Raw genomic sequence first — 12,652 nt, forward strand, 5'->3', positions numbered from 1 at the left:
AGAGAATGGCGTAATTTTAGCCGTATTACTACAACCGTTCTCCCTTACCAAAATAATAAATTATATTAAAAATATAAAAATATAAAAAATAATATTGACTCTATAATTTATTGCCATTACAATATATACATTAATAATATAAAGATCAAGTCCAAAATTGTGTGTAAAAAGCTCCTCGGTTAGATAAGCTGCCTACATGATGCGTGTCACCTTACTATGTGTTTTTGCTGAATGGCTTTTGCGCCAGGTGAAGTAATCTTCCATATCGAGGTATTTCCGACCACTGGCCCACTTCTCATCCTGTTCCATGAGTAAGGCCCCCAACAGACGAATCACCGATTGGCGGTTGGGAAAAATGCGAATCACACGTTCCCGTCTGCGGATTTCTTCGTTCAACCGCTCGACGCTGTTGGTGGTACGCAGTCGCTTACGGTACTTCTCAGGGAAAGCCAAAACGGCGGTGGCATCATCAAACCCGTTTTCCAAAATACGCATGGCTTTAGGCGCTTTCTCTTCAAAGACTTTCAGCGTTTCGTTCAAAAGCATTCTGGCTGTTTCGATATCCGCTGCATCCAGGATGCCACGGACATGGCGATGAACTTCGTCTCTCAGCGCTTTTGGTGTGGCATCCAGAATATTACGCATCAAATGGGTTTGACAGCGTTGCCAGGTGACCCCTTGGAAATGGTGACGAATGGCACGGACTAAACCGCCATGGTCATCAGAGGTGATCAAATCGACACCACCAAGACCACGTTGTTTTAACCAACTGAAAAATTCGCTCCAGCTGGCTTCCGATTCCGTGTCACCGGTCATGATCCCCAAGACTTCCCGGTAACCGTCTGTGTTGACACCGATTCCTATCATCACTCCTCTGGACCGTACCCGGCCATCCTCACGGACTTTGAGGTACAAGGCATCCACCAGCACAAACGGGAACCGGCGGTCTGAAAGCGGACGATAATTCCAAGCCTCCACAATAGGATCAAGCCTTTTGCACAGGTCTGAAACGGTGGACTTGGAAAAATGAGTGCCGCAAAGCTCTTCGGTAATCTGAGTCACTTTACGTGTGGAAACCCCATTCACGACCATTTCCATCAAAGCCAACACCAAAGCTTGCTCGCTCCGTTGGTAACGGGCAAACAGTTCAGTGGAGAACTGACCGTTTCGAATCCGTGGAACACGTAACGTAATGGTCCCCACCCGAGTGGTTAATTGATGAGGATAGGATCCATTGCGATAGCCTTGACGGGAATCCGTGCGTTCATAGCGTTCAGCTGCCAGCTGTTCGGTCACCTGCGCTTGGAGAATTTGGTTTAATACCGATTCCAGTAATTTCGCTACACCAGCGTCTTTTGAATGTCCTAAAAAAAGTTGCTGCAAAAGTTCTTGATCTACGGTAATCTGGTATTGAGCCATTTCAAAATTCTCCTCTCCAGAATGGTATTTCCGACAACTCCATTCTAACCGAGGATTTTGAAATTGGCTCCTTTATTTTTAAGGAATCCATTTTACACAATTATAAGGACTTAACTTAATATAAATATATTATTAATATTTCAATAAAGAAAGGCTATAATTGGACATTTTTAATAAAATCAAACAGAGTTTATTGTATAAATAGGGGTAACAAAAGGAGTTATGAAGTGTGCTATGTTGCTTTACTTTTCATATTTTTCCTATTGTTTTTAACTTGATTCATTCCGTCTTGCCGCGTAACGCCCTGACGTTGCAGCGCAATATGGAGACGTGGTTTCCGCAAGGGTGGGGATTTTACAGTAAAGAGAAGGATTGGGGAACATCTTGTTTCCTTTGTTAGAAACGCCGTTTGTCGTCGTGCCCACATGGGGGACCATTGTCCTCGAATTCCTCTTATTTGCCGCCTTACTTGCGCCAAAAAAATATTGGAAGTGGTTTTTAATCCCAGGGTTAGCGTTCCACCTTACGATTGCTGTCGTCATCGGGTTGTACAGTTTTGCCACCGTCATGTTCGCAGCCCTCATCCTGTTCTTGCGGCCATTTGAACGAGAGTTTCAAATTCAGCCACTTCTCAAACTGTTTAAAGCGGCACCAAGAATTGCCCATAGATTAAGGAAACCAGCGATGAAAGGTGGTGAGATAAAGGGAGAGTCAGGATGAGAACAGTCATAGTTAGTCACGAACGAAAAAAGGAAAAGGAGCGATTGTGTTGATTCGCTGGATGAAGAAAAGTCTGCCGTTATTGCTTGTGTTCGCGTTGCTCGTGTTTTCGTTTAGCTCTGCTGTCTCCGCAAGCCGGGCCGAAAGTGCACAGCACGAATATTCAGGGAAAGAAATATTTAAAGGGATCGTGTTCGGCGTAGGGGAACTCGGCGGCAAACTGCCGGTGGATTCTAGGATAATGCGTGACACCAACAAGAACCAAGAGACGCTGAAAGTGATTGACAACATCGTGAACGAAATCGAGAGACTGGATTCCGACTATTTCAAAGAATTGAAAGATGCCGCTTACAGCAAGAACCCGACCAAAGTTGATAAAGCCATCGAGCGCGGCGGAGACCTGGTTCAAGAAGCCCTCGACAACTTGGGTTATACCGCCACTTCGAAACAGGATGCTGATTTGGCGGCTTCTGTTGTCGTTGCGAATATCACAGGGGCGATTAATGCACTGGCGTACTTGACTGTCGCAGTTTACGAATACGTATGGTTCTGGGGAAATTCAGCTCCATCCTCGCAGCTGGAAAAGGAAGCGTACGTCATCGAAGTTATGGAAGCGTTGGAGAATTAGAAATTTAAATATTTTAATAAATGTTAAGCTGATTAAGCCGCAGTGTCTGCGGCTTTTGTTTACTTCAGGTGACGCAGGCGTATGCGCTTAAAAGGGGTTAAACAATGGTTTAACTTTATTGTATGAGTTCAACTGGACGGGATCTTCTCTCATTGATCACTTGTACAAACTGTTCGATATTTTCAGGTGCGATAATCGTATAATCGTGTGCATTGTAATGCAAAAAGTAACGTTCTTTCGACAACGCGATGGAGGCGAGTTGCGCGTACGTTTTCTCGATCCTTTTAATAGACGTGAGCTGAATGACGCGTTTAAACGGACCGAAGTGAATGATTAAATCGCGGTCTGTCACGATGTAGAATGTGCGATACCACAGCCAAAAAATAAAAAAACCGCTGATCCCGAATAGAAGGGAGATGAAAAGGCTTGCCCCCAATCCGGCTTCATTGTAAACAGGTACGAAGAGGCCCGCGGAAAGTCCAAAGAAGAGCAATCCTAATGCCCAAACGAGGATTCGGTAAGTCATGTCTTTGTTTGCATGAAACTTCATTAATTACATCCCCCTCATCATTCCGAGTTAAGGACAGATGTCGCCATCGAACGCGGCGTGTGAACTCACTCTCTCTTTCCAGAGAAAAGCGATAAAAGCGTTCTCCAAACGTGGCGTACACCCTGACGAAATGATCAGTCTAAGAATCGTTCGCGAATTTCGGGAGAAGGAATCATACAACTGTCTCTTTTGCCGTAAAACTTGTACCTGTTTTTTGCGATGAGCGAATAAACGGCATTTCGAATGGGTTTAGGGACAATGAGAAAGATAGACATCAGTTTCCATGCCCCTTTTAGATGTTTGCATATGCGGAGGGCAGCGTCAGACTTTAAATACACCTGGTTATTTTCGATCAAAACGAAACTGTCGACATGTGAAGGGACCTGATGTTTTTTTAATAACGATTGCCCCACTTCTCCTTGCAATGAAGCAAAACGGAAGTAACTCTGCGTCTCTCTCTTGATGATAAATTGAACGCTTTTACTACAAAAATTACATACTCCGTCAAAAAGGATAACGGCTTTCATCGTATGCTTCCCACTCCTCAGTCTATATTTTATTATCCAATATCTAAAATATTATAATTTAATCATACCATAGCCGGTTGTTGTTTTGAAGAAACTACACAGTTTTGAGCAGTCAAGTTTTTACGGGAGGTTCCCTCAACCTTTAGCAATAGGCCAGCATGTGTAACGGTTCGTAACCACGTTCAGCCGTGACTTAACATGGAGCTCAGTAAAGTTATGGAACAAAAGCTTGACCGCATTTTTGTCGACGAAGTTTACAGCGATGCATATAAAGTCGCTTGTTCATCGGCGTCTTTTCTTGCTCATTAATCCGAGGGGGAGCTGCGCGACAATCTTCACCACTGAAGTTCTCATTCCCTGCCTTAGAACCGCTCCGTTTACCCCCCCCCCGTATTTTTCAATCCTCTTGAGAAGACGGCGTGATTTTATCGCTGTACGACTGCAATGTAACAGGAAAATTAAATAAGGAATTCTGAAATTAAAATAAAATTAATATTGACTCTATAACTTATTGATATTACAATATGGATGTTATTAATATTAAAAATTTATCTTAAAGGAACAATAATAGGTAATTTTTTATAAAATTTAAACGGAGGTGATTGTATGAATCGGGATGACAAAAAGAGTTATGGAGTGTACTTCGTTGCTTTACTTTTCGTAGTTTTCCTATTATTTTTTAGCTCGATCCATTCTGTTTTGCCACGTAACGCCCTGACGTTGCCACTTATCGACATGCTGAATATGGAGACGTGGTTTCCGCAAGGGTGGGGGTTTTACAGTAAAGATCCTACTGAACCAGCCATTCACATATTCGATTATGAAACGAAAGAACCGTCAACCAGTTGGCCCCACAATTCAAAACAAAACCTTTACGGTTTAAAGAGAGACGGGCGGGCGCAAGGAATCGAAGCAGGGTTAGTGAAGTCCAAAGTGCCAGATGACAAATGGGTGACATGCGAAGAAGCACCGTTTACTTGTGCCGCTGAAAATGGCGGGATTGAGGCTATGGAGGTTCACAATGAATCCCCTTTTCCCACCATTTGCGGCGATCACTTGATCGTGATGCAGGAGCCGGTGCCCTGGGCCTGGAGCAAGTATAAAGATACCGCCGTCATGCCATCTCAAATTGCGAGGGTGAATGTCTCATGTTCAGCAAGTTAGGTGAACAACTGACGCAATATGCGGAAAAACAACTGTTGTGGACGAATGTTTACGGTTTGGCCCGAACACTTTTAGCGGGTTCACTGGCGATGCTCTTGTTGTTTAACCCGACACACATCTTTTTTAGACCGGGGGCCGGACTTCCCGAATATCCGTTGTGTGCCAACAACAGCCTCAGTATCTTCTGTTTTGTACCGAACGATTTCTTCTACTTTGAATTGATACGATGGATATTTATCGTGTTATTGCTCATTATCGCCAGCGGGTGGCGGCCCAGGTATACCGGGATTTTGCATTTTTACATTACGTACAGTTTTTATACCGCAGCGTTGTCCCTCGATGGGGGCGAACAAACCAATGTCGCGTTAACCTTTTTGCTGATCCCGTTGACGTTAACCGACTCGAGAAAATGGCACTGGCAGCGGCAAAGAGCGTCGAACCCTTCATCCAAAGCGTACATGTTCGCGTTTATCACCGGTTTATGTACATACATGGCGCTGCGCATCCAAGTGGCCATCATTTATCTCAACGCGGCTTACGCCAAAGTAATAGGCGAACACTGGATGGATGGAACCGCTGTCTACTATTTTTTGCAAGATACATTACTGGGAACGTCAGAAGGATTGGGGAACATCTTGTTTCCTTTGTTAGAAACGCCGTTTGTCGTCGTGCCCACATGGGGGACCATTGTCCTCGAATTCCTCTTATTTGCCGCCTTACTTGCGCCAAAAAAATATTGGAAGTGGTTTTTAATCCCAGGGTTAGCGTTCCACCTTACGATTGCTGTCGTCATCGGGTTGTACAGTTTTGCCACCGTCATGTTCGCAGCCCTCATCCTGTTCTTGCGGCCATTTGAACGAGAGTTTCAAATTCAGCCACTTCTCAAACTGTTTAAAGCGGCACCAAGAATTGCCCATAGATTAAGGAAACCAGCGATGAAAGGTGGTGAGATAAAGGGAGAGTCAGGATGAGAACAGTCATAGTTAGTCACGAACGAAAAAAGGAAAAGGAGCGATTGTGTTGATTCGCTGGATGAAGAAAAGTCTGCCGTTATTGCTTGTGTTCGCGTTGCTCGTGTTTTCGTTTAGCTCTGCTGTCTCCGCAAGCCGGGCCGAAAGTGCACAGCACGAATATTCAGGGAAAGAAATATTTAAAGGGATCGTGTTCGGCGTAGGGGAACTCGGCGGCAAACTGCCGGTGGATTCTAGGATAATGCGTGACACCAACAAGAACCAAGAGACGCTGAAAGTGATTGACAACATCGTGAACGAAATCGAGAGACTGGATTCCGACTATTTCAAAGAATTGAAAGATGCCGCTTACAGCAAGAACCCGACCAAAGTTGATAAAGCCATCGAGCGCGGCGGAGACCTGGTTCAAGAAGCCCTCGACAACTTGGGTTATACCGCCACTTCGAAACAGGATGCTGATTTGGCGGCTTCTGTTGTCGTTGCGAATATCACAGGGGCGATTAATGCACTGGCGTACTTGACTGTCGCAGTTTACGAATACGTATGGTTCTGGGGAAATTCAGCTCCATCCTCGCAGCTGGAAAAGGAAGCGTACGTCATCGAAGTTATGGAAGCGTTGGAGAATTAGAAATTTAAATATTTTAATAAATGTTAAGCTGATTAAGCCGCAGTGTCTGCGGCTTTTTTATCGTATTTTCTTTCTCGGAATTGTTCATTCTCTGCAGTCGGGTCTCATCCATCTCGTGTCCCAACGTGTTATGATGACTATAAGCACGCAATAAATGATACGGTAAGGATGTGACTGTCGTGTCTAACGGGAACATTCTCATAGTGGAAGATGAAGAAAAGCTGACCAGGGTGATCAGCCTCGAACTAGAATACGAAGGATATTCAGTGAAGGCAGTACATGACGGGACGATAGGCTTGGCAGAAGCGGAGTCTTCCGCTTATGACTTAATTCTCCTGGACATTATGCTCCCCGGCATGAGTGGTTTGGAACTGTTGCGGCGGTTGCGGAGACGCGATCCGTACACACCGGTCATCTTGCTCACGGCACGGGATGAGGTGCCGGACAAGGTGAGCGGGCTGGATTTGGGAGCCAACGATTATGTCACCAAACCGTTTCAGATAGAGGAGCTTTTGGCCCGTATCCGCGCCCATTTACGTCCCGTTCGCGGACTGCCCGGCAAGAGGTGTTAAGCTGCGGCGATTTATCCGTAAACGTGAACACTCGAGAAGTCAAACGCCAGAATCAGACAATTTCCGTGACGCCGCGGGAGTTCGATCTCCTCGTTTACTTGTTGAGAAACAAGAATAACGTCTTAACGCGGGAGCAGTTGCTGAATCACGTATGGGGGTTTGACTTTTACGGCGAGACAAATGTCGTCGACGTGTACATCCGCTATTTGCGCAAAAAAATTGACCGGCCGTTTGACAATCCCCTCATTCACACAGTGCGAGGTGTCGGTTACACGTTGAAGGAGCCTGTAAAGTGAACATTAAAACGAAAATTCAGCTTTACACGGCTATATGGCTGCTCCTCATTTTACTATTGATCAGTTCAGCGATTTATTTTTTGTTTTATAAACTGACAACCGATACGGAAGTGGAACGTGTAGCGGCACAAACCGAAACGATAGTAGAAGTGCTCAGAGCTGACTTGGATCAACCTGTTCAAGCAAGTGATCTGTTCCGGGCGTATATGCCGGCTAACGGGATGATCCGGCTGATCAATGAGGCGGGCGAACCTGTCTCGACAGTTACGAAAGAAGCCCGTCTCACCCGTATCCCCGCCACATTTAGAACGCAACAAGGAAGCACATTTTACACGATGGAGGACGGTGAACGCTACGTCATCGTTTATTTCCCCACGATATGGAAGGATGGATCGATTGTCACGTTAGAAGTGACGGAAAGCCTGGCTCCTGTGCAGGAAAACATGCACACTTTGCGCGTCGTGTTAACGATTAGTTCGCTTATGGTGCTCATTCCTTCCATAATTGGCGGCAGGCTGCTCAGCAATCTGATTCTTCGTCCGCTCAAAGCGATTGTTGGGACGATGAGGGAAATTCAAGAGCGGGGGGTATTCAAACAGATTAAATTAAAGGGGCAGTCAAAAGATGAGCTTTATAACTTGGCCGATACGTTTAACACGATGATCAAAAAACTGAAAACAAATTTCGAGAAACAGGAACAATTTGTATCAGACGCTTCCCATGAACTGAAAACACCGCTGACCGTCATTGACAGCTACGTTACGCTTTTAAAGCGGTGGGGACACCGGAAACCAGAAGTGATGGATGAAGCGATTAAGGCGCTTTCGTCTGAAACAGAGCGCATGAAGTCGTTGATACAGCAATTGCTGACACTGGCCAAAGACGAATCAGAAGGTGAGTTGAAACTGGAAAAGGTCGATTTAATCGCTTTGTGCCGTTCGACAGCTGAAAGGTTCAGGCAGACGTATGAACGGGAAATAGACGTTCAAACGATCCCCCCCACGTTTATGCGATGGCCGATCAAGCAAAAATAAAACAAGTGCTCTATATTCTCCTCGACAATGCTTTGAAGTACAGTGCGGACAAGGTTACCGTTAAAGTTGGATCTCAGGAGGATACGGTATATGTTACCGTAGAAGATCGCGGCCAAGGAATTCCCGCAAAAGACATTCCCCATATATTTGACCGGTTTTACCGCGTGGACAAAACGCGCAGCCGGGAGACAGGAGGGACGGGACTGGGTCTTTCCATTGCCAAGAGCCTCGTACGAGCCCATCATGGAGAGATTAGCGTTCAAAGCGAAGAACATCGAGGGACCGTGTTTACTGTGACATTTCCGGCAGCTGAATGACATTCTCATCATTTTCTCATCTTGTTGTCATAGCATATTAATCTTTCGCTTGTATGATGAGACTATCATCATCAAGCCCAGCGGTAATATGTCAAGGGGGTGATTCAGGAAAATTGGAAAATAGTTTTTAAAAAAGCCCATATTTGCTTAAAAAAGCATAAACGAACTAAACCCGCCTTTAATCACAATTTTCAGACATACTGTTTACGACTGGCGGATACCATATTTGGAACAAATTGGAGGATCGGTCGCTATGATCTCCTTTCGGATGGTGTGTACAATTGGTTGGTACTGAGTAGCGCATATACCAACCGTACCAATTTACGTGCGGTTAAGACGAGAGCGCGTTTATGTTGGTGTTTCGGGACTTCAGCGTACTTTTTCTGGTAGAACGCTTTGTACTCCGGGTCGCTCTTACGTAAAGAATCAGCCGCTTGAATCAGGTAATACCGTAAATACTTATTACCTGTGAGCATCCGCTTGGTATCATCGGCTTCAAACTCGCCTGACTGGTACTGATTCCATACCAGGCCAGCGTATTTCGCTAAGGCATGGTGATTCCGGAAGCGGTCAATACCGGCAATCTCGGCAATCATCCCGGCGGCAAACACCGGCCCGATCCCTTTAACGGACGTTAACGTTTGCGGAATGCCTTTCATCAGCTTGGCGATTTCCTTGTCCAACTTTTTAGCCTCAGCCTCCATATGCTTGATGACACTCAGCATCGTGGCTAAGGACAGGTTCACGGGATCGGCCATCGCTTTATGCAAGCGGTAAGAAGCACGTGCCACCTTTTGCAAGTACTGGGCAACCTCTTCCGGGTCTTTAAAGCGGTTTTTCCCTTTTTCCTTTAGAAAATCAATGAGTGCATCAAGGGACATCGCGACAATTTGCTCAGGTTCAAGCTCTTGAATGACCGCTAAACTCGTGCTGCCAAACGTATTGGAAAAGGGATTATCTTGTCTGAGCCCACTAAACTTTAAAAACACCTGGTTCAAGAAATACGTCTTATCCCGGGCAATGGATTTCATCAAGTGAAAACGTGTGCGGGTGAGCCGCTGCAAGGCTTCGTATTGGATCACATCTTTCATAGCATGAGGCAGTCGGCCAAAACGCAGATGGTCTGCAATCACCCAGGCATCAATGACATCGTTTTTCGGTAAGGTATCATCCTGAATTTCGAAAGTAAAGTTGCTTGATCCAGTAATAAAGGTGCTCCAATCCTTGGTATAATGGTGTTTGAACGAACAACAAAACCCAAAGAGAGGGGCACCCGTTAGGTGAAGTCTACCACAAACATCGCCAAAATGAAAACAGAATTCACGCTAAAGAATGCAACCTCACACGCAGGGAGTAAACCCTTGCTTGCGTACCTTGAAAAAATCAAACTGGAAGACGCTTTTCGTCAGATAGGTTGCGGGAAAGGCCGGAATACGCTTTTTCCGTTCTTCAAGATCTTGATGTACCTTTTAGTCGGATGGCTACTGGGTTGCGAACGTATATTCCATTTCCGCTCATTGCGAGACGATTCGCTGGTACGTCGATTTTTAGGTGGACGTTGTCCCCATCACACTCTTTTGTATAAAGAACTGTGCCGCGCTGCTGTCTCCATGCCCACGATCCGTCGGGACTTGAAGGCATTAAACCTTGATCTCATCACTCCCTGCCTATCCGACGAATGCATTCTCGACCTCGATTCCACCGTTGAGACGGTGTACGGGAATCAGGAAGGGGCCGAAGTTGGGACAAACGCTCAAAAGCCCGGACGTAAAAGCTTCCAACCACTCATCGCCTTTGAAGGAAAGTCCCGTCTTTACCTTAATGCCGAACTGCGTTCAGGCAATACGCATTGTTCCCGCAATGCCCATACTTTCGCGAAGGAAACCCTTCAACGTCTTCCTAAATCGTGTAAAGTCAAGTATGCCCGATTCGACAAAGGATTCGGCGGCGAAACCTTCTATAGTTTTTGGGAAGGCAAACAGATCGGCTACGTTGGCAAACTCAAATGGACGCATCGGTTAGCCAAAGAAGTCGCCAAATGTCCTCATTGGAAACGCTATGTGGACGGAGACGTCATCATCGAAGGCCTTTGTTTAGTGTACAAAGCCACTTCTTGGAAAAAGGCTCGAATGGTGGTCGTCATCAGGAAAGCCGAACGCTACGATGGTGATCAACTCCAATTCGACTTTCTTTGGGATTACGAAGCAATCGTGACCAATTTGGATTGGGAGCCCATCGACATTTGGCGTTTTTGGGTGGAATTAAATTTGCTAGAGTCGAAAAGGAAAGCAATCATTTTTCTAGTTATTGCATTTATTCTAGCAGCAAAATTTCAGAGCTGATTTCACAGATCGGCGGTGGCAGTTAATCAAATCTAACCTTTCAACAGAAGGAGTTATCCTATGGCAAAAAAACTTACCATCGCAGTACTATTTTTCCTAGTAGCACTTTTACTAATTGGTTGTAATGATGATGAGAAGGATAAAGAAAGTCAAAAAGAATTGGATTCGGCCAGCGAGGCAATCGAAACGGAAGATGTCAAGGAGGAAGAGACTGAGAAGGTGGAGGAAGAAGTTGCCGCCTCTTCCCTTCTCCTTCACGCACCAGCAATTCCAACAACGATTGATGAAATGGCCAACCAATTGCCAGGACTATTCGCAGGAGCAGACAATATTTATGATTATGCCGATGAGATTAAGCAGGAATTTGATAAAGTTGGCCCCTTACCGGAAAATCCAACAGATGAAGAGTACGATCAATATTTACGTTATATATATTCTCTTGTAGCTGAAGACTATCCTAATCCAGAGGATGTAATAAAACAGTGGCAGTTTGCTTCCTTTGGAAATCCTGATTTGCCGGACAGCCGCTATCATTTTAAGCCAAACTATAATATTGAAATTCTCTTAGATGCAAGCGGCAGCATGGCCAATTATGCCGGCAGCAGAACGAGGATGGAGATTGCAAAGGAAGCAATTTTACAGTTTGTCCAAAAAGTGCCGAAGGAAGCAAATGTCTCTCTAAGAGTGTATGGCCATGAAGGAACAGGTGCGGATCGTGATAAGGAGCTATCTTGTTCGACGATTGAACAGGTATACGGATTTGCTCCTTATGACGAAGAGAAATTTAAAAATGCATTAAGCGAGTTCGAACCTGCCGGCTGGACCCCGTTAGCAGGTGCATTATCAGCGGCAAAAGAGTCGATGGCATCCTTCCATACGGATGACTATACGAATTTGATTTATGTTGTCAGCGATGGCATCGAAACATGTGACGGAGATCCGGTTGCCGTTGCGGAAGAACTGTCCCAATCGGATATCCAGCCAATTATAAACATTATTGGTTTCCAAACGGATCAGGAAGCGCAAAAACAACTGCAGGAGATAGCTAGAGTTGCAGACGGAATCTATGCCACGGCAAACAATCAGGAGGAATTGCAAGCAGAATTTAAGCGGGCTGAGGAAGTGCTGGAGGCATGGGAAAAATGGAAAAGAGATGCATTGAAAGACGTAAAAGCGGGACAAGTCGATGCTTCCTTTGATATTATAGCCATTCATAATAAATGGAGCTCGATTACGAGAAGAACAATGAACAATATGTGGCGATTGATAACTCAATTAGACGAACTAGAGTTTATTACTTTTGAGCAGAGGATGGAATTGGATGCTCGCAGGAAAGAAATCAAGGATGATATTGAAGAGTTAGTACGTGAATTAAGGAAAAATCTTGAACAAATGAAAGCAGAAAACTTTGAAGAAGCACAGCAGCAGATTGAGAAGATTTTTCAAGAGCAAAACAGCTAGAAAACAGGGGGATTTTTCCCCTT

At 45.1% G+C, this 12,652-nt stretch carries 11 protein-coding genes and 3 pseudogenes; 10 read left to right on the forward strand and 4 right to left on the reverse strand.

From position 1 onward, the window contains the following. Positions 1-192: 192 nt before the first annotated feature. Positions 193-1,419, reverse strand: coding sequence for an IS256 family transposase (locus B0W44_RS13055; RefSeq protein WP_077718568.1), 1,227 nt, complete (start codon positions 1,417-1,419; stop codon positions 193-195). Positions 1,420-1,791: 372 nt separating this feature from the next. Between B0W44_RS13055 and B0W44_RS13060 the strand changes: the two genes are divergently transcribed. After that, entirely contained in the window at positions 1,792-2,139 is a 348-nt protein-coding gene (locus tag B0W44_RS13060) for a hypothetical protein (RefSeq protein WP_169835569.1), read from the forward strand. Positions 2,140-2,200: 61 nt separating this feature from the next. Further along, entirely contained in the window at positions 2,201-2,767 is a 567-nt protein-coding gene (locus B0W44_RS13065; protein ID WP_169835570.1) for a sporulation delaying protein family toxin, read from the forward strand. A gap of 115 nt (positions 2,768-2,882) precedes the next feature. Here B0W44_RS13065 and B0W44_RS13070 read toward each other — a convergent pair whose 3' ends face one another. Both B0W44_RS13070 and B0W44_RS13075 read right to left on the reverse strand, forming a co-directional pair. Next, positions 2,883-3,317, reverse strand: coding sequence for a PH domain-containing protein (locus tag B0W44_RS13070; RefSeq protein ID WP_077720418.1), 435 nt, complete (start codon positions 3,315-3,317; stop codon positions 2,883-2,885). A gap of 134 nt (positions 3,318-3,451) precedes the next feature. Continuing rightward, complete coding sequence (locus tag B0W44_RS13075; RefSeq protein WP_077720419.1) at positions 3,452-3,844, reverse strand: thiol-disulfide oxidoreductase DCC family protein; 393 nt, start codon at positions 3,842-3,844, stop codon at positions 3,452-3,454. Positions 3,845-4,450: 606 nt separating this feature from the next. On the opposite strand from B0W44_RS13075, the gene B0W44_RS13080 reads away from it, so the two are divergent. The 6 genes and pseudogenes from B0W44_RS13080 (at position 4,451) to B0W44_RS18655 (ending at position 8,826) form a co-directional block, all read left to right on the forward strand. Further along, entirely contained in the window at positions 4,451-5,008 is a 558-nt protein-coding gene (locus tag B0W44_RS13080; RefSeq protein ID WP_077720420.1) for an SdpA family antimicrobial peptide system protein, read from the forward strand. After that, a complete protein-coding gene (locus B0W44_RS13085) occupies positions 4,993-5,979 on the forward strand; it encodes a sporulation-delaying protein SdpB family protein (protein WP_077720421.1) in 987 nt (328 codons plus the stop codon). Before B0W44_RS13080 ends, B0W44_RS13085 begins: the two co-directional genes overlap by 16 nt. Positions 5,980-6,040: 61 nt before the next feature. After that, the gene (locus B0W44_RS13090; RefSeq protein ID WP_169835570.1) at positions 6,041-6,607 is read left to right on the forward strand and encodes a sporulation delaying protein family toxin; all 567 of its coding nucleotides are present in this window, start codon (positions 6,041-6,043) and stop codon (positions 6,605-6,607) included. 179 nt (positions 6,608-6,786) lie between these two features. Next, positions 6,787-7,475, forward strand: a pseudogene (locus B0W44_RS13095) (response regulator transcription factor). Further along, on the forward strand, positions 7,472-8,509 hold the full coding sequence (locus B0W44_RS13100) for a HAMP domain-containing histidine kinase (RefSeq protein ID WP_228441141.1): 1,038 nt from the start codon (positions 7,472-7,474) through the stop codon (positions 8,507-8,509). Before B0W44_RS13095 ends, B0W44_RS13100 begins: the two are co-directional and overlap by 4 nt. After that, positions 8,488-8,826: a sensor histidine kinase gene (locus tag B0W44_RS18655; protein ID WP_228441144.1), complete on the forward strand. Its 339-nt coding sequence runs from the start codon at positions 8,488-8,490 to the stop codon at positions 8,824-8,826. The genes B0W44_RS13100 and B0W44_RS18655 overlap by 22 nt, the downstream gene beginning before the upstream one ends. Positions 8,827-9,077: 251 nt before the next feature. Here B0W44_RS18655 and B0W44_RS13105 read toward each other — a convergent pair. Further along, positions 9,078-9,995, reverse strand: a pseudogene (locus B0W44_RS13105) (IS110 family RNA-guided transposase); the annotation flags it as partial. Between the two features lie 111 nt (positions 9,996-10,106). Here B0W44_RS13105 and B0W44_RS13110 point away from each other — a divergent pair. Both B0W44_RS13110 and B0W44_RS13115 read left to right on the forward strand, forming a co-directional pair. Next, positions 10,107-11,105 (forward strand): annotated as a pseudogene (locus B0W44_RS13110) (transposase); the annotation flags it as partial. Positions 11,106-11,228: 123 nt separating this feature from the next. Further along, positions 11,229-12,629 carry a VWA domain-containing protein gene (locus B0W44_RS13115; protein ID WP_077720423.1) on the forward strand — a complete coding sequence of 467 codons (1,401 nt, stop codon included), beginning with the start codon at positions 11,229-11,231 and terminating at the stop codon, positions 12,627-12,629. Positions 12,630-12,652 lie beyond the last annotated feature (23 nt).

Source organism: Novibacillus thermophilus (assembly GCF_002005165.1).
Classification (GTDB): Bacteria; Bacillota; Bacilli; order Thermoactinomycetales; family Novibacillaceae; genus Novibacillus; species Novibacillus thermophilus.

Coding starts and splice junctions, on each gene's coding strand:
- B0W44_RS13055 (WP_077718568.1), bottom strand. CDS start 1,419: ATGGCTCAATACCAGATTACCGTAGATCAAGAACTTTTGCAGCAACTT.
- B0W44_RS13065 (WP_169835570.1), top strand. CDS start 2,201: ATGAAGAAAAGTCTGCCGTTATTGCTTGTGTTCGCGTTGCTCGTGTTT.
- B0W44_RS13070 (WP_077720418.1), bottom strand. CDS start 3,317: ATGAAGTTTCATGCAAACAAAGACATGACTTACCGAATCCTCGTTTGG.
- B0W44_RS13075 (WP_077720419.1), bottom strand. CDS start 3,844: ATGAAAGCCGTTATCCTTTTTGACGGAGTATGTAATTTTTGTAGTAAA.
- B0W44_RS13080 (WP_077720420.1), top strand. CDS start 4,451: ATGAATCGGGATGACAAAAAGAGTTATGGAGTGTACTTCGTTGCTTTA.
- B0W44_RS13085 (WP_077720421.1), top strand. CDS start 4,993: ATGTTCAGCAAGTTAGGTGAACAACTGACGCAATATGCGGAAAAACAA.
- B0W44_RS13090 (WP_169835570.1), top strand. CDS start 6,041: ATGAAGAAAAGTCTGCCGTTATTGCTTGTGTTCGCGTTGCTCGTGTTT.
- B0W44_RS18655 (WP_228441144.1), top strand. CDS start 8,488: ATGGCCGATCAAGCAAAAATAAAACAAGTGCTCTATATTCTCCTCGAC.
- B0W44_RS13115 (WP_077720423.1), top strand. CDS start 11,229: ATGGCAAAAAAACTTACCATCGCAGTACTATTTTTCCTAGTAGCACTT.